Origin of the sequence: Glutamicibacter sp. FBE19 (assembly GCF_015524875.1) — a bacterium.
Taxonomy (GTDB): Bacteria; Actinomycetota; Actinomycetes; order Actinomycetales; family Micrococcaceae; genus Glutamicibacter; species Glutamicibacter halophytocola.
Genome location: NZ_JACKQN010000001.1, coordinates 46,144 through 70,294 on the forward strand (window position 1 = coordinate 46,144; position 24,151 = coordinate 70,294).

25 protein-coding genes and 1 pseudogene are annotated in these 24,151 nt (G+C 60.6%); 13 read left to right on the forward strand and 13 right to left on the reverse strand.

Annotation, left to right across the window (positions count from 1 at the left end):
* Positions 1 to 6: 6 nt before the first annotated feature.
* A complete protein-coding gene (locus H6F58_RS00195; protein WP_146277029.1) occupies positions 7 to 1,773 on the reverse strand; it encodes a GNAT family N-acetyltransferase in 1,767 nt (588 codons plus the stop codon).
* A gap of 50 nt (positions 1,774 to 1,823) precedes the next feature.
* On the opposite strand from H6F58_RS00195, the gene H6F58_RS00200 reads away from it, so the two are divergent.
* The gene (locus H6F58_RS00200; RefSeq protein WP_146277027.1) at positions 1,824 to 2,630 is read left to right on the forward strand and encodes an alpha/beta hydrolase; all 807 of its coding nucleotides are present in this window, start codon (positions 1,824 to 1,826) and stop codon (positions 2,628 to 2,630) included.
* Here H6F58_RS00200 and H6F58_RS00205 read toward each other — a convergent pair.
* Both H6F58_RS00205 and H6F58_RS00210 read right to left on the reverse strand, forming a co-directional pair.
* Entirely contained in the window at positions 2,627 to 3,655 is a 1,029-nt protein-coding gene (locus H6F58_RS00205) for a Gfo/Idh/MocA family oxidoreductase (RefSeq protein ID WP_171918756.1), read from the reverse strand. The two genes, H6F58_RS00200 and H6F58_RS00205, sit on opposite strands and share 4 nt — an antisense overlap.
* Positions 3,656 to 4,088: 433 nt before the next feature.
* Positions 4,089 to 4,643, reverse strand: coding sequence for an XRE family transcriptional regulator (locus H6F58_RS00210; RefSeq protein ID WP_146277023.1), 555 nt, complete (start codon positions 4,641 to 4,643; stop codon positions 4,089 to 4,091).
* Between the two features lie 86 nt (positions 4,644 to 4,729).
* Between H6F58_RS00210 and H6F58_RS00215 the strand changes: the two genes are divergently transcribed.
* Positions 4,730 to 5,602, forward strand: a complete 873-nt coding sequence (locus H6F58_RS00215) for a DMT family transporter (protein ID WP_244652213.1) — start codon at positions 4,730 to 4,732, stop codon at positions 5,600 to 5,602.
* A gap of 24 nt (positions 5,603 to 5,626) precedes the next feature.
* Here H6F58_RS00215 and H6F58_RS00220 read toward each other — a convergent pair whose 3' ends face one another.
* Both H6F58_RS00220 and H6F58_RS00225 read right to left on the reverse strand, forming a co-directional pair.
* Positions 5,627 to 6,421, reverse strand: coding sequence for a carbon-nitrogen hydrolase family protein (locus tag H6F58_RS00220; RefSeq protein WP_146277019.1), 795 nt, complete (start codon positions 6,419 to 6,421; stop codon positions 5,627 to 5,629).
* Complete coding sequence (locus H6F58_RS00225; RefSeq protein ID WP_146277017.1) at positions 6,418 to 7,461, reverse strand: aldo/keto reductase; 1,044 nt, start codon at positions 7,459 to 7,461, stop codon at positions 6,418 to 6,420. The genes H6F58_RS00220 and H6F58_RS00225 overlap by 4 nt, the downstream gene beginning before the upstream one ends.
* 194 nt (positions 7,462 to 7,655) lie before the next feature.
* Between H6F58_RS00225 and H6F58_RS00230 the strand changes: the two genes are divergently transcribed.
* Entirely contained in the window at positions 7,656 to 8,255 is a 600-nt protein-coding gene (locus H6F58_RS00230) for a TetR family transcriptional regulator (protein WP_146277015.1), read from the forward strand.
* Here H6F58_RS00230 and H6F58_RS00235 read toward each other — a convergent pair.
* Positions 8,252 to 8,851 (reverse strand): TetR family transcriptional regulator, encoded by a 600-nt coding sequence (locus H6F58_RS00235; RefSeq protein WP_146277013.1) that lies wholly within the window; start codon positions 8,849 to 8,851, stop codon positions 8,252 to 8,254. The two genes, H6F58_RS00230 and H6F58_RS00235, sit on opposite strands and share 4 nt — an antisense overlap.
* 81 nt (positions 8,852 to 8,932) lie before the next feature.
* Between H6F58_RS00235 and H6F58_RS00240 the strand changes: the two genes are divergently transcribed.
* On the forward strand, positions 8,933 to 9,709 hold the full coding sequence (locus H6F58_RS00240) for an SDR family NAD(P)-dependent oxidoreductase (RefSeq protein ID WP_195180795.1): 777 nt from the start codon (positions 8,933 to 8,935) through the stop codon (positions 9,707 to 9,709).
* A gap of 146 nt (positions 9,710 to 9,855) precedes the next feature.
* Here the strand turns inward: H6F58_RS00240 and H6F58_RS00245 are convergent, their stop codons facing one another.
* Entirely contained in the window at positions 9,856 to 11,367 is a 1,512-nt protein-coding gene (locus tag H6F58_RS00245; RefSeq protein ID WP_195180796.1) for a cation:dicarboxylase symporter family transporter, read from the reverse strand.
* Between the two features lie 318 nt (positions 11,368 to 11,685).
* Between H6F58_RS00245 and H6F58_RS00250 the strand changes: the two genes are divergently transcribed.
* The 4 genes from H6F58_RS00250 (at position 11,686) to H6F58_RS00265 (ending at position 16,068) form a co-directional block, all read left to right on the forward strand.
* Complete coding sequence (locus tag H6F58_RS00250) at positions 11,686 to 13,542, forward strand: ABC transporter ATP-binding protein (RefSeq protein WP_195180797.1); 1,857 nt, start codon at positions 11,686 to 11,688, stop codon at positions 13,540 to 13,542.
* Between the two features lie 87 nt (positions 13,543 to 13,629).
* Positions 13,630 to 14,880, forward strand: a complete 1,251-nt coding sequence (locus tag H6F58_RS00255; protein WP_195180798.1) for an MFS transporter — start codon at positions 13,630 to 13,632, stop codon at positions 14,878 to 14,880.
* 236 nt (positions 14,881 to 15,116) lie between these two features.
* Positions 15,117 to 15,617 (forward strand): hypothetical protein, encoded by a 501-nt coding sequence (locus H6F58_RS00260; RefSeq protein WP_195181126.1) that lies wholly within the window; start codon positions 15,117 to 15,119, stop codon positions 15,615 to 15,617.
* A 25-nt stretch (positions 15,618 to 15,642) separates the two neighbouring features.
* A complete protein-coding gene (locus tag H6F58_RS00265; RefSeq protein ID WP_195180799.1) occupies positions 15,643 to 16,068 on the forward strand; it encodes a hypothetical protein in 426 nt (141 codons plus the stop codon).
* Positions 16,069 to 16,264: 196 nt separating this feature from the next.
* On the opposite strand, the gene H6F58_RS00270 is transcribed toward H6F58_RS00265, so the two are convergent.
* Positions 16,265 to 17,038, reverse strand: coding sequence for an IclR family transcriptional regulator (locus tag H6F58_RS00270; protein ID WP_195180800.1), 774 nt, complete (start codon positions 17,036 to 17,038; stop codon positions 16,265 to 16,267).
* A gap of 343 nt (positions 17,039 to 17,381) precedes the next feature.
* Between H6F58_RS00270 and aceB the strand changes: the two genes are divergently transcribed.
* The 4 genes from aceB to H6F58_RS00290 all read left to right on the forward strand — a co-directional run bounded on the left by aceB (position 17,382) and on the right by H6F58_RS00290 (position 21,545).
* A complete protein-coding gene (gene aceB / locus H6F58_RS00275) occupies positions 17,382 to 19,013 on the forward strand; it encodes a malate synthase A (RefSeq protein WP_195180801.1) in 1,632 nt (543 codons plus the stop codon).
* Positions 19,010 to 20,263 carry an aldolase/citrate lyase family protein gene (locus H6F58_RS00280; protein ID WP_195180802.1) on the forward strand — a complete coding sequence of 418 codons (1,254 nt, stop codon included), beginning with the start codon at positions 19,010 to 19,012 and terminating at the stop codon, positions 20,261 to 20,263. Before aceB ends, H6F58_RS00280 begins: the two co-directional genes overlap by 4 nt.
* Positions 20,264 to 20,273: 10 nt before the next feature.
* Positions 20,274 to 21,110 (forward strand): bifunctional allantoicase/(S)-ureidoglycine aminohydrolase, encoded by an 837-nt coding sequence (locus tag H6F58_RS00285; protein WP_195180803.1) that lies wholly within the window; start codon positions 20,274 to 20,276, stop codon positions 21,108 to 21,110.
* Positions 21,111 to 21,287: 177 nt separating this feature from the next.
* Complete coding sequence (locus H6F58_RS00290) at positions 21,288 to 21,545, forward strand: hypothetical protein (RefSeq protein WP_195180804.1); 258 nt, start codon at positions 21,288 to 21,290, stop codon at positions 21,543 to 21,545.
* Between the two features lie 97 nt (positions 21,546 to 21,642).
* Here H6F58_RS00290 and H6F58_RS00295 read toward each other — a convergent pair whose 3' ends face one another.
* The 4 genes from H6F58_RS00295 to H6F58_RS00310 all read right to left on the reverse strand — a co-directional run bounded on the left by H6F58_RS00295 (position 21,643) and on the right by H6F58_RS00310 (position 23,705).
* Positions 21,643 to 22,548, reverse strand: coding sequence for a Wadjet anti-phage system protein JetD domain-containing protein (locus H6F58_RS00295; protein ID WP_348536364.1), 906 nt, complete (start codon positions 22,546 to 22,548; stop codon positions 21,643 to 21,645).
* Positions 22,442 to 22,948 carry a DUF3375 family protein gene (locus H6F58_RS00300; protein WP_348536348.1) on the reverse strand — a complete coding sequence of 169 codons (507 nt, stop codon included), beginning with the start codon at positions 22,946 to 22,948 and terminating at the stop codon, positions 22,442 to 22,444. The genes H6F58_RS00295 and H6F58_RS00300 overlap by 107 nt, the downstream gene beginning before the upstream one ends.
* Positions 22,949 to 23,198: 250 nt before the next feature.
* Positions 23,199 to 23,453 (reverse strand): Txe/YoeB family addiction module toxin, encoded by a 255-nt coding sequence (locus H6F58_RS00305; protein WP_195180806.1) that lies wholly within the window; start codon positions 23,451 to 23,453, stop codon positions 23,199 to 23,201.
* Complete coding sequence (locus tag H6F58_RS00310) at positions 23,454 to 23,705, reverse strand: type II toxin-antitoxin system prevent-host-death family antitoxin (RefSeq protein ID WP_195180807.1); 252 nt, start codon at positions 23,703 to 23,705, stop codon at positions 23,454 to 23,456. It abuts the gene before it with no gap.
* Positions 23,706 to 23,838: 133 nt separating this feature from the next.
* On the opposite strand from H6F58_RS00310, the pseudogene H6F58_RS18045 reads away from it, so the two are divergent.
* Positions 23,839 to 23,918 (forward strand): annotated as a pseudogene (locus tag H6F58_RS18045) (hypothetical protein); the annotation flags it as partial.
* 22 nt (positions 23,919 to 23,940) lie between these two features.
* Here the strand turns inward: H6F58_RS18045 and H6F58_RS17885 are convergent.
* Positions 23,941 to 24,123 carry a hypothetical protein gene (locus tag H6F58_RS17885; protein ID WP_206693371.1) on the reverse strand — a complete coding sequence of 61 codons (183 nt, stop codon included), beginning with the start codon at positions 24,121 to 24,123 and terminating at the stop codon, positions 23,941 to 23,943.
* Between the last annotated feature and the right edge of the window lie 28 nt (positions 24,124 to 24,151).

The window sequence follows — 24,151 nt, forward strand, 5'->3', positions numbered from 1 at the left end:
AGAACCTCAGAGCTGCAGCTTGAGTCCCACATGGCTCTGCTCGTAGCCCAGGCGCGCATAGAACGCATGCGCCCTGAGCCTCGATGAATCGGTAGTCAGTTGTGCAAGCCGCGCCCCGCGGGCCCGGCCATGCGCGTGAGCCCATTCGAGCATCGCCCGGCCGACGCCGCGGGATCTTTCGCTGGCAGCTACGCGCACGCCTTCGATCTGTAAGCGCGTGGTGCCCTTGCGGGACAGCCCAGGGATGATCGATAGCTGCATCGTTCCGATGACGGTGTCTTGTTCATCGCGCACCACCGCAAGATAGTTTGACCAGTCGCGGCTGATCTTGTCGAAGGCTCGTTCGTAGGCCACCAGTTCCTCGCCTTCGCGGGCGGCCCCCAATTCGTCATCGGAAAGCAATGCGACAATGGCTGGTACATCGGAGCGCTCGGCACGCTGCACACGGTATCTGCGCTCGCCGAGGCGGAGCAATCCGCCCACCGATGCCCGGGCCTGGGAACGAAGCTTGAGGATCAGCGCATCCAGCCATCCGCCCACGTGCTCACGGCCTTCGGGAGTATCCGGGTAGCGGCACCGCAGGTGCAGTCCGGCGTCATCGAGGATGAACCACAGCATCACCCCGTCGGTGCGGATGCTGGCGCCAATGTACTGGGCTTCTAGGCCGATGGAATCAACTCGAACCGGAAGCCTGCGCAGGTCCAACCAGGAAATGGCGAACATGCCCGGCGCCTCGGGCATCCCGCCCCATGGTTCGAGTATTTCCTCCAATGGCCATGAGCCAAGCCGTACCGCTTCCTTGACTGCGGCTGCGCAGGCGAGCGGGGATGGATCTGCAGATTCGATGACGGCGTTGGTGATGAACCAGCCCACGGAGTTATCCCATTGGTGATCGTAGCGGCTGTGCACGGGGAAGACTGCCCGCAGCGGGGCCTGGGCGAGGTCCAAGGTCACCGAGGTCATCGCAGAGATGACAGCGGTCAGCGTGGAGACAGAATCCTCTTTGGCCTGGGCTGCAAAGGCGGCGCTGTCATCCACGTCCAAAACATCGCGGACCTCTACCCGTTCTGCGTGGGGCACTGGTTCGCCTAGCGGCAGCGGGAAGCGGGGCATGACCGAACCACTGGCATCCAGCACCTCTGCCCACCGCTGGTGGACCTCGCGAGGGGCGCGTTCGCGCTCGGCCAAGGCCCGGGTGTGCTCGGTGAAGCTTGCTGCGGCCAGTGGCTGCGGCACCACATCATCATCGGAGAGCCCTAATGCCCGCAGCAGGTCGCGCACGATGACCAGCATCGACCACATGTCCACATGCGAATGGTCCGAGGCGATGACGACCGTCGACTCCAACGCGGTCTCCAGCAGGCACAACCGATGGGACGGAGCATTAAACGGCGAGCAAGCCTGGTCAAAAACGTCCCGAAGCGCATCGTTCATCGACTGCCCGCTGGCTACCGGGTGCTGTGTCCACGCCCCGGGCGACACGTTGATCTCTTCGAGACGCAGCTCGCCCTGCTCATCCTGGCTGAAGGCAGAGCACAAGGTTCCATGGCGGTTGACGACTTCCAGCCACGCGGCGGCTAGCTCATCCAGCGCCACCTTGGCAGGCAATCGGAAGCTGATGGCCATCCATGATCCCGGGCGCTGGCCAAGCGAGACATGACGCCGCTGGTCAAAGGAAATCGGCAGCTCAACTCCGGTGCGCTGGACAGCGACGTCGTATCCGTGCAACTTTCCAAAGGGCAACCGTAACTGTGCGACGTTCGTCAGTCTCATGGCGTTATCCTATTACCCAAGATTGACTATGACGGAAGCGAACTTGGATTATGGCGACATTTAGTGTTCAAGGCGCTGATCTTGCAGTAGAACTCAGTGATGAAGGCGGGCATCCGGTAGTCCAGCTACATGGCTTGACCTCAAGCCGGGCACGCGACCGCTTGTTGAATTTGGATCTAGGCCGAGGGCTCAGCGGCACTCGGCTGCTTCGCTACGATGCTCGCGGGCACGGTGAATCTACTGGGCGGGCAATGGCTGAGGACTACGAGTGGAAGCACCTCGCCGATGACCTGCTGGATCTGCTGCACGAGTACTTCCCTGGCGAAAAAGTCTACGGGGCGGGCCCATCGATGGGTTGCGCCACCCTGCTATACGCAGCGATCAAGGATCCCGAGCGCTTCTGCGGATTGACGCTTCTGCTTCCGCCCACGGCGTGGGAGTCTCGCAAGGCGAAGTCGCTAGCCTATGCGAACCACGCCCGGGTACTGGAAACCGAGGGCTGGGATGCCTTCATCCAGGCAGATCTCAATCAGCCGGTTCCGCCAGCCACCATCGGGAATCCCGTGACGGTACCGGATAATGCTCCCGAGCTGCTGCCGGCCATTTTCCGAGGTGCTGCCGCCAGCGACTTGCCCCAGCTTGCGGACCTGGCACGCGTCACCGTTCCCACGCATATTCTTGCGTGGACTGAGGACCCCTCCCATCCGGTGGCTACCGCACAAGCCCTGTTGTATGCGCTGCCCCAGGCGAGGCTGCAAGTAGCGAGCACGCGCGGCGAAGTGAATGCCTGGCCGCAGATCTTGATGGATGATGTGGCCAAGCACGGCGCCCCGCATCCAGCGGAGCCGATCCACTAGCCTCTGCGAAGCTCGGCCGCGATGCGGTCCATGGTCTGCGCGATGGCCAGCGATTCATCAAGCGGCATGACAGGGGATTCGAGCAGGCCTTCACCGATGCACCGGGCAACATGGGCGGCTTCCCAGCCAAGGCCAGTAGCAGCAGAGTGCTCGCTGAATTCCTGGCTGTCGGCGATGCTGCCATCGGAGTTGCGCAGCACCAGCCGCGACCCGGCAAATATGGGGCGCTGCACTTCCAGGGTCGCGCGGGTTCCGGCAATCCAGGCACTCTGCGGTGAATCAGTTTCAATGCTGCTGAACACGCTAGTCGTAGACCCGTCCTCGTTGGCAAGCACTGCCGTGAACGATGCGTCGACACCCGTCTCGGTCATTCGCCCAGAAGCATGAAGCAGCTGCCGAACCGGGGAAACCATGGCACTGAAAGCGATCGGGTAGATGCCAAGATCCAGCAAGGCGCCACCGCCCAGGGCAGGGTCATAGATCCGTGAAGCGGGATCAACCTCAAACTTCGCTCCGAAGTCGGCGTTAATGGAAAGAACCTGGCCGAGCAGCCCGGACTCGATGACCTGCGCGATCACGTTGCCGACGGGCAAAAGGCGCGACCACATGGCTTCCATGGCAAAGACGCCTGCAGCCCTGGCCGCGGTGATCACCTGCTGGGTTTGCCCGGCGTTCAATGTCATCGGCTTCTCCACCAGAAGATGTTTTCCGGCGTTGATGGCCTTGATTGCTAGTTCAGCGTGGCCGCTATGGGGGACGGCAATGTAGACAACATCTACCGATGGGTCGTTGAGCACCTGGTCATAGGAATCGTAGGCGCGCGTCTTGCTGTCGCCATGCCTCTGGGCAAACTGTGCCGAGCGCTCCTGGCGGCGCGAACCAACCGCGGCAATGCGGCTCCGGGTAAGTGTGGTCAGCGAGCTGGCAAATTGCGAGGCGATCCACCCGGGACCAAGAATCCCCCAATTCACCGCGGGTGCCAATGAGGGATGCGGCAGAGCTGGCTGGGGCAGTGCTAGGGACACGGGTTCTCCATTGGCAGGGTTTTGGGCAACTGGTATTCACCCTAGCGACCTGCTGGTTTCAGCGGAAGGGAAATCTCGTTTCGCGGTGCATGGCGCTGACTGGGCCCTTGTCCGGCAGGCGCTGCCACGCGGCTGAGCGCAGTGGGGCCTGCGCTGTCTTCACGCTCGCCAACTTCCCCTTGCACTTGCCCCTGCGTTTCCAGAATCCCCGACCCTGGAGCTGAACATTGTGGTTATGGGCAACGGCAATGCGTCTCTTGACAGCATGGCAGCCTCTGCCTGGCATCACGATCGCCAAGGGAGATATAGTTCGTGTACTCCACTGGCTCGGATAGGGAAAACATGCCTGCCTGGGCTGCAAACAGTCGGTGGCCAACATGTAAAGAGCGCCTTTGCGGGCGGATAATGCCTTTGGCGATGACGTGGGAATTTCTCAGCTGGCGACTACGCGCGCAAAACGGGAAATGCGCTCACCGGGATTGAAATAGGAATAGCCCTGGGACGTGGGAAATGCATAGTGCTCACCCGCCTGCAGGTGGGTGGTCTCATCGTCCGCCTCAATGACCAGCGAGCCTTCGAAGACAAGGATCATTTCCGACCAGCCGGCCGGGTCCGGCTCCGCGCGGTAGCGCTCCCCGGGCTCAAGGGACCAATCCCAGAGCTGGGCTTCCTGGGCAGCGGGGACGGAAGCCATCAAGGTCGCCACGCTGTGGGCGCCGTGCCCTCGCCAGGTGACCGCGTTGATATTGGTGCGTGCCGCTGACGGCTCAGCCACGAGGTCCACAAATGTCACCGAGAGCGCTTCGGCGAGGCGGTCCAAGCCGGTGAGGCTGATATTCGCTTCGCCGGCTTCCAGCTTGATGACGGTTCGCCGGCTCGCCCCCGATCTGTCCGCCAGCGCAGCTTGGCTCAACCCGGCGGCGAGCCGCAGGCGACGCACATTTTTGCTCACGTGCGTGAGAACGTCAGAAGTCTCGTCAGTTTGCATGTGCACTATTATTCACTACATAATGGTGAATTATGTTGCACACTAGGCCGCGGTGGCGGCTCTTCACCCGCCAAGAAGCTGTACTCATGCTCGCAACCTGCGTATGGGGTGCAACGTTCCTGGTCATCCACATTGCCGTGCAATACAGCGGCCCGTGGTTTTTCGTCGGATTCCGGTTCATCACGGCGGCGCTTATCAGCGCACTGCTCTTCTCTCGCGTGCTTTCAGGCCTCACGATCAAGGAAGTTGCAGCTGGCACCGCAATTGGCGTGATGATCTTCCTGGGATATGGATTGCAGACCGTTGGCCTGCAGAGCCTGAATAGCAGCACTTCGGCCTTCATCACGGCTCTCTACGTGCCACTGGTCCCATTGCTGCAGTGGGTGGTGTTCAGGAAACGGCCCCGGCTGGCCACCTGGTTCGGGGTGCTGCTGGCCTTCGTCGGGCTGATCCTGCTGGCCAATCCAGGCAATGTGGGGTTCGCCTTCGGGGCAGGAGAAGTTGCGACAATTATCAGCACGCTGCCGATAGCTGCCGAGATCATCTTGATCGGCTGGTTTGCCGGGAAAGTGAATCTGGGGCGGGTGACTGTGGTGCAGCTGCTGGTTGCCGGCTTGCTGGGATTCCTGGCCATGCCAATAGCCGGAGAGCAGCCTCCAGAGTTCTCGTGGGTATGGATTTCCGCTGCCGTGGCCCTGGGCGTAGCCAGCTGTGTCATCCAGCTGGCCATGAACTGGGCCCAGCGCTCGATATCCCCGGCAAGAGCCACGATCATCTACGCAGGCGAGCCGGTGTGGGCGGCGGTTATTGGCAGATTCGCCGGGGACAGGTTGCCGCCAGTGGCCATCCTTGGTGCGGTCTTCATCATTGCCGGTTCCCTTGTGAGCGAGCTTCGGCCGCGGCGCCGCACGCCGGTCCCGGTCCAAGAGAATGTGCCGCAGGTATCGGAAGCGGGCTGACGGGCCGGCGGCAATAAATGCTCGCTAAAGATCGACCGTATTGGCCAGCACTGGCAGTTGCCTGCGCGCTTCCTCGACCAACGCCAGATCCAGGTCGACCACGAGCAATTCGGGTTCGGCGCCAGCTTGCGCAATGACCTGCCCCAGAGGACTAATAACCACCGAATGCCCCACGCCCAGCGGCGCGGTGCCCGACAGCTTTTGCCCGACGCTCGCCGGATCGGCCTGGTCGACCGCTACGACGAAGGTGGTCGAATCCAAAGCGCGGGCCTTGGCGAGTGTTGTCCACTGTTCCGCCTTGCCTTCGCCTTGGCCCCAGGACGCGCAGACGACGTTCACGGTTGCCCCGGAATTGGCGTGGCGGATGAACAGCTTCGGGAATCGCAGGTCATAGCAGGTGGCAACGCCCAGGATCTGTCCCTCGTGCTCAAAGCGGACTGGAGTGCTTCCGGGGGTCACTGCGTCGGATTCGGCATAGCCGAAAGCGTCGTACAGGTGAATCTTGTCGTAGTGGGTATCTGCCTCGGCGCCGGCAATCAATAGGGTATTGCGGACCCGTCCCTCTACTCCGGGGGTAAACATTCCGGCGATGATGGTGATCCCGATTTCCCGTGCTTGCTGGCGGATCAGCGTCGCCCATGGCCCATCCAGTGGCTGGGCGTTCCTGGCCAGATCATTGCCAAACGCAATTTGCATCGCTTCCGGGAAGACCACCAGGGAAGCTCCGGCCTCCTTGGCCTGCTTCGCGTGATCCCGCACGATCACCAGATTGCGTTGCGGATCCGAGGTGCTCAGTACCTGGGCGAGAGCAATTTTCATGAGGCGATGCCTCCTTGGGCCATCTGTTCTTCTTCGCGACCCTTGGACACCGACATGATGTCAGCCTGGCGCTCGCCGTCGACTTGATCAGCCAAAGCGTTCAGCGCGGCCATTGAGTCTGCTGAAAGCCGGACATCCAAGGACCGCAGATTGTCATCGAAGTGGGCGGAGTAGCGGGTTCCCGGGATCGGCGAGACCTCGACGTTCTGGGCGCGGGCCTGCTCATAAACCCAAGCCAGCGAGAGCTGGGCGGTGGTAATTCCTTCACGCCGCGCAGTTTCCTCGATGATTGCGCGCAGCGGGCGATTATTCTTCATTCGGGCGTCTTCGAACCGCGGGAAGTTCCGGCGGACGTCGGTCGCATCCAGCTGATCCAGTGAATCGACTTCGCCGGTGAAGTAGCCGCGGCCCAGGGATGCGTAGCTGACCAGGCCCACGCCGAGCTCGCTGGCGGCGGGCAGCAACCAGCGTTCGATGTCGCGGCTGAAAATGGAGTACTCCATTTGAATGGCGGTGATCGGGTGCACCTTGTGCGCGCGGCGCAATTCATCGGCGGTCACTTCGGACAATCCGATATGGCTTATTTTGCCGGCGTCGACCAGTTCCTTGTAGGCGCCGACGGTATCTTCAATTGGCACCCTGCTATCGACTCGGTGGTAGTAGTAGAGGTCGATATGTTCCACGCCCAGGCGCTTCAGGCTTTCGTCGAGGCATTCCTTGATGAAGGCGGGGGAGCCGTTGGCGCGCGGGTCACCCGGATTCTTGGGGCGGACTATCCCGGCTTTGGTTGCCAGGGTGACTTCGTTGCGGCGGGTCTTGAGTACTTCGGCGAGCAGGCTTTCGTTGTGTCCGGCGCCGTAGATGTTCGCGGTATCCAGGAAGGTGACTCCGGAATCGATCACATGGTTCACGGTGCGCAGGGATTCTGCATCATCGGCAGCTCCATAGGCGCTGCTCAAAGACATGCATCCAAACCCCTGTTCGGTGACCTTTAGCCCTTGGCCAAGTTCGATGCTGTTTACGCTTCCTTGCTGTCCCATGTCCGTCCTTCGTATCGGATTTACTGCCCGCTCTTGAGCCTACCGAAGTGGTGGGAGGTGGACATCAATATCGGGCAATTATTGAGTATCGTGAATCGGCAACCATGCGACACACCTACTGGTTTCATGGCTTGATCAGTGCAAAGAGACGGAGTCTCATTAATGGATGGTGATCTCAGAGTAAAATCCTTGCCATGGGCAGCGTAGTGCGCGATCGGGTGCGCGAGAAGATGAAAACCGAGCTGGCGCAGCAGGTGTATGCCGTTTTTGCCGAGCGCGGGTTGGAGAACGTCACGGCCCAGCAGGCGGCCCAGGCTGTTGGCATTTCCCGTGCGACATTCTTCAGGTATTTCTCTTCAAAAGAAGACGCCGTGGTGACTGCATTGCGGTCGATGAATATGCATTTCTCCCAGATGCTCGAATCCATGGCATCAAATCCCAGTGAGAGTTTGCTCGAGCTTTTGCGCCGAAGCTTCGAGCCAACCGTTGTGGCCGCCGACCAGGACCCCGGCACTATGCGCTCGCGAGTTCGATTGGTGTGGAGCACCCCTGCCCTGCGGGCCAGCTGGCAGGATTCGCGCAGGGAGCAACAGGCTGCGCTGGCGCACGCGCTGCACCCCTTTTGCGCCAATCCCCGACTGGCTGACACCTCCGCGTTGCTGGCGCTGACCCTCTATGACCATGCCCTGGTCAGATGGATCGAATCGCAGGATGAGACCCTGCGCGAAATCCTCGATGAGGTTTTCGACTTTGCGGCCATGATTGATGACCGCTGGACTGCAGGCACTTCCTAGTCAAGCCCCCGTGGCATCTGGAGGACCTGTACGGCGTTGGCCAGAAAAGGAGCTGGATCCGGCTGGGTGGACTGTGCCCAGCGGACGCATGCAGTGAAAAGAACTGCGCCGAAAGCTATGGTCAGGTATTCGGCTTGCTCTTCGTTCACGCCATGTTCCATGAAGAACCGCGTGGTTCGTTCCCGATCCGGAGACATGCGCAGTGACGCTTGCGAGAGCAATTCAGGCTGCTCCGCGATCAAGCGCAATCGTCCCCGCGCAACTTCCAAGTCAGGCAAGGACTGCAGGGCGGCCAGCGTGGCCTTGTGCAGGGACTCGATCAGGTCCAGCCCGGTTTGCCGCCCTGTGTTCAGAGCGGCTTCGGAAACCGAAATTGCCTCAAGCGCACCGCCCCACACGAGATCAGCTTTGGATGAGAAGTACCGGTACAGGCTCTTGCGCCCAATTCCAGAGGCTTCCGCAATCTGGGCCATTGAAACCTGGGCATAGCCATGTTGGTCAAACAGCTCCAAGGCAATCCGGGCCACCCCATCCGGGTCGATGGATTGCGGCCGCCCGGAGAGGCGTGGGGAAGTGGAACTGTTGCTGTCCGGCATATCTCAAGTATGGGCCATTGAATTATGACACTGTGAGTCATAAGCTGATCGTGACAGTTTGCGCAGTAGATGGGGAGTGGAATGAGTGCGGAAAACACTTGGCAGGAGCGGATCGCAGCAGGCCGGTTCACCGGCAAAACGATCGTCGTGACCGGAGCTGGATCTGGAATTGGCAAGGCCACGGCACTGCGCGTGGCCAAGGAAGGCGGCAAGGTTATCGCAGGTGACATCAGCGCTGGCAGGCTTGAAGACCTGGTGGCTGAGAATCCCGAGTTGGACATGGTTGTTGTGGCCGGCGATATCACCGAGCAAGAAGTCGCTGACCGCGTTGTTGCCGCCGGCGAAGGAAGAATCGACGGCTTGGCAAACGTCGCGGGCATCATGGACAAGTTCGAGCCCATCCATGAAGTTGAGGATGCGACCTGGGAGCGGGTCTTCAACGTGAACGTCAATTCCATCTTGAAGCTAACTCGCAGTGTCCTGCCGCTGATGCTAGACGCGGGCCATGGAGCTGTAGTCAACGTTGCCTCCGAGGCTGGACTGCGCGGCTCGGCTGCGGGAGTCGCCTACACGGCGTCCAAGCACGCGGTGATTGGAATGACGAAGAACTCGGCAGTCATGTATGCCAAGAAGGGGATACGGTTCAACGCTGTTGCCCCGGGAGCCGTGCAGACGAATATCGAGGCGCCGATGGATTCGGTATTCGCCCAAGAAGCCATTGGCCCGCTCATGAGCATCATTCCGGGGCTGGCTACCGCTAGCCAGCTGGCCGCGTCCATAACCTTCCTGCTCAGCGAGGACAGCACCAACATCAATGGCGTGGTGGTGGCTTCCGATGGCGGGTGGAGTGCAATCTAGGCGCACTCGCGGCAGGTGCGGCCACTGAAAACAGCCAGATCGAGATTGCGTTAAAAGGCTGGCCGGCCAGGGGAAAGGGATAACCTTTCACCGCTGGCCGACCAGCCACTCTTCATTTATGAAGCCTTGTCACAACCGGTTGAGGATCATGTCTTCGACTGGGTTGTGACCTGTGATGAATCTTCGTTCGGAATTGCCGAGTCCGCTTCGGTTGCCGGTTGCATGTCGATTCGCGGCAAGGCATCCGGGGTCGGGCCTCCGCCGAACTTCGGCGATGGAGCGTTGCCGCTAGCCAGGCGTTCGGCTTCCATCGCCTCCCATTCCTCATCGCGTCCCAGCATGCGGGCGGTGTCTTCATTGGTAATCTCGCCTGCGAAGGCACGCTTCATTGTTTCGCGGTCGAACTGCCCTTCCCATTTGGCAACCACAAAAGTTGCCACGCAGTTGCCGAGCAGGTTTACGGCAACGCGCATGGAATCCATGATGCGGTCCGCTCCCAGCAGCAATGCCACGCCTGCGACCGGGAAGATGCCCAAGGCAGCTGCGGTGGCCGACAGCGCCAGGAAGGACGAGCCGGGAACGCCCGCCATGCCCTTGGAAGTCAGCAGGAGGACACCGAGTGCTGCCAGCTGCTGGCCGAAGCTCAGGTCATGTCCAAAAGCCTGGGCCAAGAAGAGCAGGGAAATCGACAGGTAGATTGCTGCGCCATCAAGGTTGAAGGAATATCCGGTAGGTACAACCAGCCCGGTTGTGGCGCGCGAGCAACCTGCATTGGTCAGCTTGGTCATGATGCGGGGCATCACGGATTCAGTTGACGCGGTGCCCAGCGCGAGAAGGAATTCTTCGCGGGTGTATTTGATGAATTGCCACAACGGGACTCGGGCGAAAATCCATGCCACCAGGAACAAGATGCCGATGAACAAGAGTGCTGCGGTGTAGCAGGCAAGGATCAGCTTTGCGTAGGTGCCCAGGGTTTCGATGCCGTACTGGCCAATAATGAAACCCATGGCGCCGAACGCGCCCAAGGGAGCGACGCGCATAACCCAGCTCATCACCTTGAAGATCAGTTCCAGGACGTTTTCGAATACTGCCAGCAATGGCGCACAGCGTTCTTGGCCGACCACGACAATGGCTGCACCGAAGAAGACCGAGAAGAACAGGACCTGCAGCAGGTTGTTCTCGGCGAAGGCGCCTATGACGCTCACCGGAATGATCCCCAAAATGAAGTCCGCTGCGCCCTTGGGTTCCCCGGATTTTTCTTCTAGGGCAGTCGTATCCAAAGTGGAAGGATCGATGTTCAGTCCAGCCCCGGGCTGAGCGAGGTTGGCGACGATCAGGCCGAAGATCAATGCAAAGACGGTTGCGCAGGTGAAGTACAGCAGGGCTTTGACGCCCACTCGGCCTACGGCTTTCACGTCGCCTACGGCGGCGATGCCGGTAACGATAACGAGGAAGATTAGTGGGGCGATGATCATCTTGATCAACATGATGAACCCGTCACCCAATGGGCGAAGTTCTGATCCTACTTTTGGAAGGAAATGCCCAATCAATACGCCAGCTGCAATAGCAATGCCGAGTTGGAAAAACAACGACGTGTAGAAGGGTTTTTTAGCTGACGGTTCTTGGAAGGTCAAGTCGTCGGGCGATTTCATTTTCATGGCTGCTCCTGAGGGAAGTCTCACTCCGAGGTATGTGCCTGAGTGGTGGATGCTGTCAACTGTAAGTCAGATCACAAGATTCCGCAATGAAAAATTGTAATTCCATAATTCGGAATGAATCGCTACTGGATCGTGGAAGCAAAAGAGGCGGAAAGTGGCCAGGGCTGCATGAAATGATCTGTGGGATGGCTGCTGAGCCCTTCCCTGCCTGCCGCATAAAAATAAGCTGACCCTACCTAGAAGTTGCAGAAGGGTTGCTGGGAAACTAGGCAAGGTGGAACCCACCGAATCCCCGAGCAGGATTGCGAGCAAAAATTCATGAGCATGGAAAGTGCCGCTTGGCATTCGCTATGGAAACTATCTGGTGACAAAGGGAAGGCCTACGCCGCAACTACGCCCAAGCGGGTCCTGAAATTTGCGGCGGAATATAAAACCCGGCTCCTGATCTTCGTGCTCTTCTCGGTGGTCGCCGCCGTGCTTGCTGTCGTGACCCCGGTTCTGGCCGGACGGGTGGTTGACGAGATCGTGGCGCAGTCCGGAGTGCGCACCATCGCCAACCTGGCGATCATCATGGCAGTGATTGCAGTGTTGGACGCCATTACTTCCGTGATCGTTCGCTGGTTCTCCTCGCGGCTTGGCGAAGGGATCATCTACGACTTGCGCACTGCGGTCTTCGACCATGTCCAGAAAATGCCTGTTGCCTTCTTTGCGCGCACCAGAACCGGCGCCCTGGTCAGCCGGCTGAACAACGATGTCATTGGCGCCCAATCGGCTTTCGCAGGAACGCTTTCTGGATTGGTCTCCAATACCGTGGCCTTGATCCTCACTGCCGCCGTCATGTTCACCACCTCATGGCAGGTGACGCTCATTGCGCTGGTGCTTTTGCCGATTTTCCTTTTGCCTGCCCGCCATTTCGGCAAGTCTGTGGCATTGATGCGCCGTGAATCCGCGGAATTGAACGCGAGCATGGGCAATCAGATGACCGAGCGTTTCTCGGCACCGGGCGCTACCCTGATCAAGCTCTTCGGCAGCCCCAAGGATGAGTCAAGGCAATTCGCCATGCATGCTGGCAGGGTCCGGGATATTGGCGTGAAGATGACCATGCGCCAGTTCTACTTCGTCACCGCACTGACCCTGGTTGCCGCGCTGGCCCTCGCGCTGGTCTATGGCTTGGGCGGAATGTATGCGGTTCGCGGCGAACTGGCTGCCGGTGACGTGGTCACCCTTGGCATGCTGCTCACCAGGCTCTACACCCCGCTGACTGCACTAGCTAATGCCCGCGTGGAAATCACCAGCGCCCTGGTCAGCTTCGACCGGGTCTTCGAGGTCCTGGATCTGGAGCCGCTCATTACCGATGCTCCCGACGCGCGTCGCCTGGAGGCCGGAGCGCCCATTCCGGTGAAATTTGATCACGTGAATTTCTCCTACCCGAGCGCGGACAAGGTCTCGCTGGCCTCGCTGGAAGAAGTAGCCATTCTGGATACCCGTGGTGGCGAAGAAGTCCTGCACGATATCAACTTCGAAATCCCGGCTGGCCAGACCTTCGCGCTGGTTGGCTCATCCGGTGCGGGCAAGTCCACCGTGGCTTCGCTGCTGGCCCGGCTTTATGACGTGGACTCGGGAAGCGTTCAGCTGGCGGGCGAGGATATCCGCCAGCTCAAGCTGGATTCCCTGCGCACCTCGGTCTCCATGGTGACCCAGGACGGGCACCTCTTCCATGAAACCATCCGTTCCAACCTGACTTTGGCGCGGCCCGAGGCGACGGACGAACAAATCTGGGAAGCATTGGAGCGTGCCCGCCTCAAGCCGGTCATCCAGTCTTTGCCAGATGGGCTGGAAACGGTGGTGGGGGAGCGCGGCTACCGGCTCTCTGGTGGAGAACGCCAGCGCATGACCATCGCGCGATTGCTCTTGGCAGCTCCCCAGGTGGTCATCCTGGATGAGGCCACGGCAGCACTGGATTCGGCCAATGAAGCAGCGGTGCAGGCGGCCTTGGCCGAGGCCTTGGAGAACCGCACTGCGCTGATCATTGCCCACCGGCTCTCCACCATCCGCTCAGCTGACCAGATCCTCGTGGTGGAGGCCGGTCGAATCGTTGAACGTGGAACGCACGCCGAACTGCTTGACCTCGGGGGACGCTACACCCAACTATATGAAACCCAGTTCGCCCAGTAGCGCAGTCGTTGGCCCACTGCGCTCGCGTACTCTGGCGACGGCAGCAAAAACGTTGGTTGCCTAGAGGTGTAAGGAAGGGCGAGAGAAATGATCGAGCTGGCTCGCAGAACGGTTCAGAAAAGAACATTGTGGATCCTTGCCGTCTCCCAGATCTTTGGGACCATCGGAGTGGGCGTCGCCCCGTCCATCGGTATCCTGCTAGCTGAAGAGGTCACCTCCAGCGAAGCATGGGCGGGCCTTGCCCGCACAGCCAGCACCCTTGGCGCGGCTCTGCTGGGACTGCCTCTAGGCAACCTGGCAGCGCGATTCGGCCGTCGCATTGCCCTGGCTAGCGGTTGGTGGCTGGCGGCCCTCGGCGCCTTGCTGCTGGTTCCCGCGGCCCAGTACCAGCTGGTGATTCCGCTCTTTGGTGGTTTGCTGTTGATTGGTTCGGGGTCGGCCATCAGCTTGCAGGCACGCTTTGCCGCGACGGATCTGGCTGCTGATGACCACAAGGGCCGCAGCCTGGCCCTGATCGTATGGGTGGGAACCATCGGCACAGTCTTGGGCCCAAATCTAGGCATTCCTGCGCAACGGATCAGCGACGCGACCGGACTGCACGTCTACGCCGGGGCGTTTCTCATTGCAGGTGTCGCCATGCTGGTTGCTGGCCTGTTGGTATTCCTCCTCCTGCGCCCGGACCCCCTATTGCTCAACCGCGAGACTGACCAATTGGCAGGCGCGGCGCTGCCTGTTCGCCATCGAGGCGGCCTCAAGCGCTTTGCCGCCGAGCTGCGCAACAACCAGCGCGCACGCTATGCCGTGGTGGCGATCCTCAGCGCGCAGGTGGTGATGGTGGCCATCATGACGATGACGCCGATTCACGTCACCCATCATGGCGGCTCGGTTTCGCTGGTCGGGGTGACCATCTCGCTGCATATTCTTGGCATGTATGCGCTGGCGCCTTTGGTCGGCTACGTGGCAGATCGCTGGGGCTATCGCTTCTCCATTGCCGTAGGACTGGCGATTTTTGCCGGCTCGCTTCTGGCCGGAGGGTTGCACCCGCAAAACATGGGATGGATCATGGCCAGCCTGATTCTGCTTGGTGTGGGCTGGTCCTTTATCAACGTTGCCGGATCCGCCTTGTTCGCCACGGTGATCAGCAAGCACGACCGCGCCTCGGTGCAGGGCGGTGTCGATGCGCTCTCCAACCTCTGCGGCGCGACAGCTGCTTTTGCAGCCGGCCCTTTGATGGCGCTGAGTTCCTTTTCGACACTGGCCGCCATTGCGGGCATCGTGCTGATTCCCCTGGTGCTGATGACAGTGGTGGCTACCGATGGAGTTGAATTCGCACCTTAAGATCATCGAGGACATGGATGGTGCCCAAGGAAACCGCGAATTTTCGGATCCTGTCCACGATCGCGAGCGGTTCGCCGAGTATGTTCTTCCTGAGACGTTCCCATAACGGCAGGCGATCCGACCTTGAATCTTCGAGAACACCTTGGCCGGCATCCTACAAAAGTATTATTTACAGTGGATAGAGATAAATAATAGAGTATTTCCTGACAACATTTACACTAATCTAGGATGAATTTATGAAATCAAAAGTTCTTCGCCTCTCTGTAGCTGCATCAGTCTCTGCAGCTTTGGTATTGACTCCAGTAGTGGCCAATGCTTCCCCCTCGGCTCCATCCGCCAATGCAGCGGGAGCTATCCAGAACGTTACAAGCACTTCATGGTCATTGACAGCAAGCGACTGGAAAGAAATTGCAAAACGCGCTTCCGGTGCCTCCGACGTTTCCTCGGCACGAGTCGCAAACTCCATGGCAGCACAAAGATCAGGGTCTATAAGTGTCGCCAAGCCAGCAAACGTCATCACTTCGATCGCCAAAAAAACTGCACTTATCGCACTTCGATACGGCGCCGATAAGCTGCCCAAGGCTATGCGCCCCTACGCGAATAAAATTGCCAACTTCCTCGATGATCTCCAAAACTGGCAAGAAGGACCCATCATCACCGGTCTGGTGGCACTCGGTCTCCCTTATGACGTGGCAGAGGCTACCGCAACTTGGGTGGTCTTCTTTGCAGGGGTATGAGCAGGCCCAACAACCTTAGGTACTAATGAGCACACTAAAGACATCAGAAAAGTTCGGATTCGGGTTTTACCTATCGCTCGTAACCATTGCAGCTGGACTGCCAGTACTGCTTGGGTTTTTCACACCGCTGTGGTTCCCTCAACTGGGCGCGCCTAAACACGGCATACTTCTCTGGTCGCCACTACTAACCATAGGTTTTGTCTTGGTTACCCTGGTTCTAGGCGAAATATCCGATCGAATCGTCCTCAAAATATTTAACAGTGCAAGCAAGGTCGCAACCCAGGCGTTACAGACGCTTCTGTCGTTCGTCGTCCTGCTCGGCTGCTACAGGCTGGTAATGACTGAATACCAGGCGGCGCTGGTGGCATCCGTCACCGCAACCCTGGGATATCTGGTCCTGTCGCCACTAATCAACAAGTTGGCAGTGAAGGCCCCTAAGGCTGATTCCTGAGCAACGCTTAGTTGTAGTTCCTCGGGAGCCAGCAGCGCCCTCGGCAATGTCCATTGGCGATTAAGTGCTGGTGAACTACTTTAAAGTGGCGTCGAAGAAGTCCTCATAGATTGGAAAATTTCAACGCCCGCCTCAGCGAACCGAGTTCTCGGATCGCTGAGGCGGGCGTTTGCACGCTGAAAGCGCCGAATAATGATCAGTCGGCAGCAGCAACTAGTTGCACGCCGAGTTCCATGGCTGCTTCTTGCAGCACCGGCACCGCGGACTTGATGAAAGCCTCATCTACGCGGGTGACCGGCCCGGAGACCGAAATGGCCATCGGGGTCGGGGCCCCGGGAACCGGGACGGCGATGCACCGCACACCCAATTCCTGCTCTTCCTCGTCGACGGAGTAGCCGCGTTCGCGGGTGGCCTCGACATCGGTGAACAGCTTGCCCAGCGTGGTGATGGTGTTGGCGGTCTTCGGAGGCATGCCGGCCTGGGAAACCAGGCGCTGCACGCGCTCATCGTCAAGCACCGAGAGCACGGCCTTGCCGACCCCGGAGTTGTGCAGCATGGCGCGGCGTCCGACTTCGGTGATCATGCGCATCGAGTGCGCAGACTGCACCTGGGCGATGTAGGTGACCATATCGCCATCAAGTACGGCGATGTTGGCTGATTCGCCAAGCTTGGCGACTAGATCCTTGAGTACCGGTGAAGCCAATGCGCCGAGCTGCCGGTTGGCGACTTCACCCAGGCGAATCAAGCGCGGACCCAGGGAATAGCGGCGGTTGGGCAGCTGGCGGACGTAGCCGACTCCTACCAAGGTGCGCAGCAGGCGGTGGATCGTCGGCAACGGCAGGGGAGTGTCGGCGGCCAGTTCACTCAGCGCCGCCTCGCCGCCGGCGCGGGCGATGACTTCGAGAAGCTCAAATGCGCGTTCAACGGATTGCACTCCGCCAGTGGTGGACTTGCTGGAAGTCTGCGTCATCTTTTGCTCCTTAGTTAAGGCACTCATTTTGGAAGTAGCTCACGCGTAAGTTCTACGATGCGAAATCCTCGTCTCAACAATAGCCTAAAAACCGGCATTTCTTCCACGATCCGATAATTTACCGACAAAAATCCGTGCAAAAGGTTCCAAGCACCCCTTGCATTTTCATTTTGAGGATAATAGTATCCACTATACGGAAATCTTTTGGATCGCCGAGATCATGAACTGGCAGCCGATGCCGTCACGGCAGAGCAGGTTGCAGCAAGACAATTGGGTGCATGTCAAAGCATCCATACATGGAACAGAGCAGTGCAAAAGAGCACAAGAGGTTAAGGAACAACTCATGAGTATTTCAATTACCAGCATCCCTGATGTCGCTGATGCCCAGCAGATCCTCTCCGATGACGCCCTAGCTTTCATCCAGAAGCTGCACCAAAAGTTCGCCGGAACGCGCGACGAGCTGCTGGCCGCCCGATCGGTGCGCCGCAAAGAATTCTCCGATGCCAAGGCCATCGACTTCGACCCGCAGACCGAATCGGTGCGCACCGGCGACTGGAAAGTCGCTGAAGCTCCAGAAGCGCTGCGCGACCGCCGGGTAGAAATCACCGGGCCGGCCTCCCCAGCCAAGATGGCCATCAACGCCCTGAACTCCGGTGCCAAGGTCTGGCTGGCCGATCTGGAAGACGCTTCCACTCCGAGCTGGTTCAACGTCATCGACGCGATCTCCAACCTGTCGGCTGCCGCCCGCGGCACCCTGGCCTACACCGACGCCAAGACCGGCAAGTCCTATGAGCTGCGCACCGACGCGCCACGCGCAGTGGTCGTGGTTCGCCCACGCGGCTGGCACATGACGGAAAACAACGTGCTCGTGGACGGCAAGCCTGCCGTCGGCGCCTTGGTGGACTTCGGTTTGCACTTCTTCCACAATGCCAAGCTGCTCGCCGAGTCCGGGCAGGGACCGTTCTACTACCTGCCGAAGATGGAGCACTACCTCGAAGCCCGCCTGTGGAACGAGATCTTCACCTTCGCCCAGGCAGAGCTGGGCATTGCGCATGGCACCGTGCGCGCCACCATGCTCATCGAAACGATTCCAGCTGCATTCCAGATGGAAGAATTCCTCTACGAGCTGCGCGAACACGCCTCGGGCCTGAACGCCGGCCGCTGGGACTACCTGTTCTCCATCATCAAGACCTTCCGCGAAGCCGGCGAGGGATTCATCATGCCGGACCGCTCCGCAGTCTCGATGACCGCACCGATGATGCGTGCCTACACCGAACTGCTGGTGAAGACCTGCCACAAGCGCGGAGCCTTCGCCATGGGCGGCATGGCCGCAGTCATCCCGAACCGCCGCGAACCAGAAGTCACCGCGGCTGCCTTCGGGAAGGTCCGCGATGACAAGACCCGCGAAGCCAACGACGGATTCGACGGCTCATGGGTAGCCCACCCGGATCTGGTGGGCATCTGCAAGGAAGTCTTCGACGCCAAGCTCGGCGATAAGCCAAACCAGATCGACCGCCAGCGTCCAGAAGTCGAGGTCACCGCAGCCCAGCTGCTCGACGTCTCCAGTGCCCCGGGCGATGTCACCGAAGCCGGCGTGCGTGCCAACCTCTACGTGGCCGTGGCCTACACCGCTGTTTGGCTTTCGGGCAACGGCGCTGTGGCCATCCACAACCTGATGGAAGATGCTGCCACCGCCGAGATCTCCCGTTCGCAGATCTGGCAGCAGATCCGCAATGAGGTGGTGGCTGCCGACACGGGCAACACCATCACCGCAGAATTGGTGTCCACCATTCTGGGCGAAGAGGTGGAACGCCTGCGCGGCGAGGTCGGCAATGACGAACACTTCAAGGCCTACTACGAGCCAGCTGCACAGCTGATCGCCACCCTGACCAGCGGCAAGGATGAGGACTTCGCAGACTTCCTCACCACTGGCGCATATGAACTGTTGGAAAAGGAGTACGTGAGCAAGTCATGATCAACCCCTTCGATGAGTCCACGCTGGACAGCGTAGAAACGCTGCTGGCCGGCACAGACCAGCTGCTGGAACAGTCCTACCCGGGCGATTCCGGGGCACGCCAGCCCATCCATACCGTGTATGTTCCGGGCGACAAGTACACCCCCGACCTGCCCGTGGCCTGGGGCCGGAATGCCATTGCGGCTGCCGGCGGCCTCATGGGCCTGTCCGCCCTGGCGGCCAAGCTGAACTTGGCCGAGCCGCAGCGCCTGGCCGAGCTGGTGGCCGACAAGCTGGCCAGCGAACCCATCGAAGACTTGCGCATCGACTTTGAAGACGGCTTCGGCAATCGCAGCGATGCCGAGGAGGACTCAGCCGTGCTGGCCGCGGCCGACTCGCTCGCTGCGGCCGTAGCCGCGAACAAGGCTCCCTCCTTCATCGGCATCCGCTTCAAATGCTTCGAGGCCCCGACCCGGGCCCGCGGCGTCCGCACCCTGGGGCTGTTCATTTCGCAGCTGCTTTCCCATGGGGAACTGCCTGCTGGCTTGCGCCTGACCCTGCCCAAGGTCACCACCGTGGACCAGGTCAAGGCCATGGTGCTGCTCGCCGAGCAGCTGGAGCAGGCCCACGGCCTTGAAGCGGGCAAGATCCGCTTCGAAGTCCAGGTCGAAACCCCGCAGGTGATCATCGCCGCCGACGGCACCCACCCCGTGGCCCAGCTGATCCACGCAGGCCAAGGCCGGGTATCTTCCCTGCACTACGGCACCTACGACTACTCGGCCTCGCTGGGCGTGGCCGCCGGCTATCAGTCCATGGAACACCCGGTGGCTGACTACGCCAAGGATGTCATGCAGGTGGCCGTGGCCGGCACCGGCGTCGAGCTGTCCGATGGCTCGACCAATATCATCCCTGCCGGCGACCCGGAAAATATGGCCGAAGCCTGGGCCCTGCACGCCCGATTGGTCTCCCGCCACCTGGCCCGCGGCATCTACCAGGGCTGGGACCTGCACGAAAACCAGCTGCCAACCCGCTACCTGGCCACCTTCGCATTCTTCCGCGAAGGCCTTCAGGCGGCCGGCACCCGCCTGCGCAACTATGTCCACCAGATCAGCTCCACGATCATGGATGAGCCCGCCACCGCACGGGCCCTCGCCCGCTACATCCATCGCGGGGTCACCTGCGGTGCGGTGAGCGCCGAGGAAGTCGCCGAACTAGCCCAGATCACCCTGTCCGAACTCGAAGCGATCGCGCTGAATCGCTCCCACGCCTAAGGATCCTGTCATGACTGTTCCAGCAATCCAGAACTCCTCATCCTATTTCGCGAACTTCGGCGGGCACCCGCCACAGAGCGATCTGCTCACCGACCGCGCCATCGTCACCGAGGCCTACACGGTCATCCCCAAGGGCGTGCTGCGCGACATCGTCACCAGCGTCTTCCCCGAGTGGACCAATACCCGCGCCTGGGTTTTGAACCGCCCGGTCGCCGGCGGTGCCACCACCTTCGCCCAGTCCATCGTGGAAGTTGCCCCAGGCGGCGGATCCGCCAAGCCGGAGCCGCAGGCAGAAGTCCAGGGCTTCATCTTCGTGCTCACCGGCCAGCTGACCGTGGTCATCGAAGGCACCGAGCATGTGCTCGAAGACGGTGGCTTCGCCTACCTGCCAGCAGGGGCCACCTGGTCGGCACGCAATGACGGGACCGAGCTCACCAGCTTCCACTGGCTGCGCAAGCGCTACGAGCCACTGGCCGGCGTGGATGCCCCGGGCGCCGTGGTGGGCAACGAGCGGGACGTCGAGCCTGGTGCCATGCCAGGCACCGATGGCAAATGGCGCACCACCCGCATGCTCGACCCGAACGATGTGGCCTTCGACTTCGGCGTGAACATCGTGACCTTCGAGCCGGGCGCATCCATCCCATTCGCCGAAACCCACGTCATGGAGCACGGCCTGTACGTGCTGGAGGGCAAGGGCGTGTACCGCCTGAACGGCGACTGGGTCGAGGTCGAGGCCGGAGACTACATGTCCCTGCGTGCCTTCTGCCCCCAGGCTTGCTACGCCGGCGGCCCGGACAACTTCCGCTACCTGCTCTATAAGGACCAGAACCGCCAGATCGCGTTGTAAGCTGGCGCGTCCATAATCTTCCGGGGCCAGTACCCGCGCAACCCGCCGCATCGCCGGCACGCCGTATCCGATTCACTGTCCGAGTGATGTTTCGTCTCTACCTGGACATGGCGGGCCGGTGCAACGGGTTTTGCGCAGGTGCTGGCCCCGGTTTTGCATTCAGAGGACCTTGATTCCGTGAAAACCGACCTCGCCCAGGACAGGCGCTCCAGGCAGATCGGAATCTTAACACGGTCCGAGCTTTCGCTGCTGGACAAGGACGCCGGATGGCGTATCGGCACTATCCGCAATCGTTGCAAAGCACCGTTCTTCCGCTGCGACCATGATTTCTGCCGCGCTGCGCAGAGCCGGCTGGGCACTGGTGCGCCGTTTTCCAAGCAACTTGCTCTTCAACCTGCCATTGAGCAGCAGTCGCCGCTCGACGCGCGCTTGTGAATGTCTTGTAAGCGGGTCCATTGCCGGGGCCAGTGCGGTGCGAAGCGCGTACTCTACCTTCACCGGGTCTAGTTTCCTTCCGACGGCGGCTAAGCAGTCATCGGCTGGTTCCTTGGTCCGTGGACCCTGGCTGGTTGTCACGATGCCCTAGTTTGGTGCGGAGTTCGGCCAGTGCGTGGTCCCACGGGATGCGTTCCTGCTCGAGACGCAGGCCGACTTGAGCACGCAATAGTTCGCAGGACTCGGTCTCTGCGGGAATCAATCCAGCGGGCACCGCACGGGTTAGCCCCTTGGCATGGGGCACCGCCAGCTGAGCGAAGCGCTGGAGCGTGGCAGGATCCATCATCACCGATTGGGCGTCGGGTCGCACGCTACGCAGGGATGCCAAAATGGCCAGGCCATCCAGGTCGAGATCACCCCAGTACAGTATGGCGGCACGGGCCACCCAGGGGACCGGAACGCACCAGCGCACGTCATACCCGCCCCCATGCAGCGCGACCACCCCGGGCAGCTCGGGCAGTGAAAGCAGTGAATGCAGGTTTTCCACGATGAGCACGGTCCGGGCTGCCGGATCGAGCTTGCCCAGAGTGTCCTGGGTTGCCATGAGGTCGCCTATTCCCGCGGGAGCCAGACGCGGGTCCAGGAATCTGGCACGGTAGAGCTTGGCCGGGGCCAGCAGTCCCAGGCCCGGGGCGCCACCAGTGGCCACATGCAGGGTACGCACGATGTCCGCATGGCGTTCGAGCCATTTGGAGTCGATGCCTTCTACCGGCAGCTGGCGCGGGTAGAGGCCCGAGTCGGGGTGTTCGGCCAGCCAGGCCAGGACATCGAAGATCCGCTCGAAGTCTTCCCGAGGCAGCACGGATACTTTGCCGATGACCCGGACCAGGGCGTGGTCAAAGCCGTCCCGGGCCTCGGATTCCTGCGGCGCCAGCGTGCGCAGTTGCAACGCCCGGGAACGGTGCAGTTCCCACTCCTTGCCACGATTCAGGAAGCGTGCCAGAGCCGCGGGCGTCGATGGCGTCGCGTTCGGCCGTCAAGGCCGCCACCCGCTGGGAAATATCCGGGTCGGTGTCCACATTCAATGCGCGCACGCGCTGCACGATGGTGGTCAGCCGGGATTCAGTCACCGAGGTGCGAGGTGTGGCCAGGTCTTCGATGAATCGCAGCGCCGTCAGGGCGCCATCGCTCAGTTCATAGAGTTCCTCGCGGGCCTCGCCGGGACGGCGCACCAGATACCCGCCGGCCAGCCAGCTGCGCACGTAGTTCTGCGCGGATTGCGGCAGATCGAAGCCGCGGTCGCGCAGCAGGTCGAGGTCGGCATCAACAGCCTCCATGAGCTCCGGCGCGGGAACCTGACGGCGCTGGCGGGAAAACCTGGCGCCGAGAATCCCGAAGGCCACCGGGGCGTTGTCGGTGCGCAGCAGGGCCCACGCGGGCTCTCGCCAAGGAGCCGCTGAGCGGTGAGGGCGGCGTGGACTGCGGACATGTCTATAAGCCTATCGGCGTTGACCGACGTTAGCGGTGTGCAGGTGTCGTATGACCAGCCATGGCGCCCAAATAATCCTTTGGCGCGAAGAGTGAGACAGTATCGCTGATCAGTTAGGTTCCGCCGCTTCTCGAAGGGGTACGCCAACATGGGCCGGACGCCATTCAATAGTGGTATCGGGCTTGAAGGATAATCAAGTCCTCTTCGATCACGATGTAGACCAGTCGGTGTTCATCGGTAATTCGACGGGACCATGAGCCGGATGCCCCGTATTTCAACTGTTCGGGCTTTCCAATGCCTTGGAAGGGATCCCGAAGGCAAGCTTCGATCAAGGTGTTGACTCTCTTGAGAATGCGCCGGTCGGCAGTTTGCCAATGGACATAGTCGTCCCATCCTGCACGATCCCAGACAAGCCGCACTTATTCGTCCCAGTCGAGCTCGTGGGTCTCGGTTACTCCCGACCGTGCACGTTCGTAGGCATCCAAGAGCCGCCGGGCATTGGCCGGCGAGCGGAAGAGGTACGCGGTCTCCTGCCAGGCGGCGTATTCATCTGCTGCCATGAGAACGGCATTTCCCTTGCGTGACACGATTTCGACAGCTTGGCGATCATCGTTGATTTGTTCAATCAATGGAAAAAGCGTCTTGCGTGCTTCGCTTGCGCTGATGGACATCTTGGTACCTCCAACTACTATTCGTACCACTTAATGGTACGACTTTTCCGCGGTGCTGGGAAGTGCCCGGCCGGGCAGAAAGCCACGTAGAACCGCGCCACAAGGATCGGCAACCGCCACATAGATGGAAAGCATGATTACTGTGGAATTGACGTCGCAAGTAGACAGCGTTTGGAATGCTTTTTGGGCCGGAGGCATCTCGAACCCGTTGGAGGCCAGTGAGCAGATCACCTACTTACTGCTCCTCAAGGGCCTTGACGACGAAGCTGGACGGCAGTGGTTCGCCCAACACCCGGGCGGTGTCGAAAGTTTCACGGAGGCCAACAAGGCTTTTGGCGTCTTTTTGCCGCCAACGCAGAAGGATGCCACCACCGTAGCGCCCGTTGAAGAGGCCGCTGAAATGTCGGACCTGATCCAACAAATAGAGGCTGGTATCAACTGCATTG

What these genes read in the sequence shown, in the direction of transcription:
- H6F58_RS00215 (WP_244652213.1), top strand. Translation starts at nt 4,730, where the DNA reads ATGCTCGCAACCTGCGTATGGGGTGCAACGTTCCTGGTCATCCACATT.
- H6F58_RS00200 (WP_146277027.1), top strand. Translation starts at nt 1,824, where the DNA reads ATGGCGACATTTAGTGTTCAAGGCGCTGATCTTGCAGTAGAACTCAGT.
- H6F58_RS00255 (WP_195180798.1), top strand. Translation starts at nt 13,630, where the DNA reads ATGATCGAGCTGGCTCGCAGAACGGTTCAGAAAAGAACATTGTGGATC.
- H6F58_RS00270 (WP_195180800.1), bottom strand. Translation starts at nt 17,038, where the DNA reads ATGACGCAGACTTCCAGCAAGTCCACCACTGGCGGAGTGCAATCCGTT.
- H6F58_RS00260 (WP_195181126.1), top strand. Translation starts at nt 15,117, where the DNA reads ATGAAATCAAAAGTTCTTCGCCTCTCTGTAGCTGCATCAGTCTCTGCA.
- H6F58_RS00250 (WP_195180797.1), top strand. Translation starts at nt 11,686, where the DNA reads ATGAGCATGGAAAGTGCCGCTTGGCATTCGCTATGGAAACTATCTGGT.
- H6F58_RS00240 (WP_195180795.1), top strand. Translation starts at nt 8,933, where the DNA reads ATGAGTGCGGAAAACACTTGGCAGGAGCGGATCGCAGCAGGCCGGTTC.
- H6F58_RS00235 (WP_146277013.1), bottom strand. Translation starts at nt 8,851, where the DNA reads ATGCCGGACAGCAACAGTTCCACTTCCCCACGCCTCTCCGGGCGGCCG.
- H6F58_RS00195 (WP_146277029.1), bottom strand. Translation starts at nt 1,773, where the DNA reads ATGAGACTGACGAACGTCGCACAGTTACGGTTGCCCTTTGGAAAGTTG.
- H6F58_RS00230 (WP_146277015.1), top strand. Translation starts at nt 7,656, where the DNA reads ATGGGCAGCGTAGTGCGCGATCGGGTGCGCGAGAAGATGAAAACCGAG.
- H6F58_RS00225 (WP_146277017.1), bottom strand. Translation starts at nt 7,461, where the DNA reads ATGGGACAGCAAGGAAGCGTAAACAGCATCGAACTTGGCCAAGGGCTA.
- H6F58_RS00265 (WP_195180799.1), top strand. Translation starts at nt 15,643, where the DNA reads ATGAGCACACTAAAGACATCAGAAAAGTTCGGATTCGGGTTTTACCTA.
- H6F58_RS00285 (WP_195180803.1), top strand. Translation starts at nt 20,274, where the DNA reads ATGACTGTTCCAGCAATCCAGAACTCCTCATCCTATTTCGCGAACTTC.
- H6F58_RS00220 (WP_146277019.1), bottom strand. Translation starts at nt 6,421, where the DNA reads ATGAAAATTGCTCTCGCCCAGGTACTGAGCACCTCGGATCCGCAACGC.
- H6F58_RS00280 (WP_195180802.1), top strand. Translation starts at nt 19,010, where the DNA reads ATGATCAACCCCTTCGATGAGTCCACGCTGGACAGCGTAGAAACGCTG.
- H6F58_RS00310 (WP_195180807.1), bottom strand. Translation starts at nt 23,705, where the DNA reads ATGTCCATCAGCGCAAGCGAAGCACGCAAGACGCTTTTTCCATTGATT.
- H6F58_RS00245 (WP_195180796.1), bottom strand. Translation starts at nt 11,367, where the DNA reads ATGAAAATGAAATCGCCCGACGACTTGACCTTCCAAGAACCGTCAGCT.
- H6F58_RS00210 (WP_146277023.1), bottom strand. Translation starts at nt 4,643, where the DNA reads ATGCAAACTGACGAGACTTCTGACGTTCTCACGCACGTGAGCAAAAAT.
- aceB (WP_195180801.1), top strand. Translation starts at nt 17,382, where the DNA reads ATGAGTATTTCAATTACCAGCATCCCTGATGTCGCTGATGCCCAGCAG.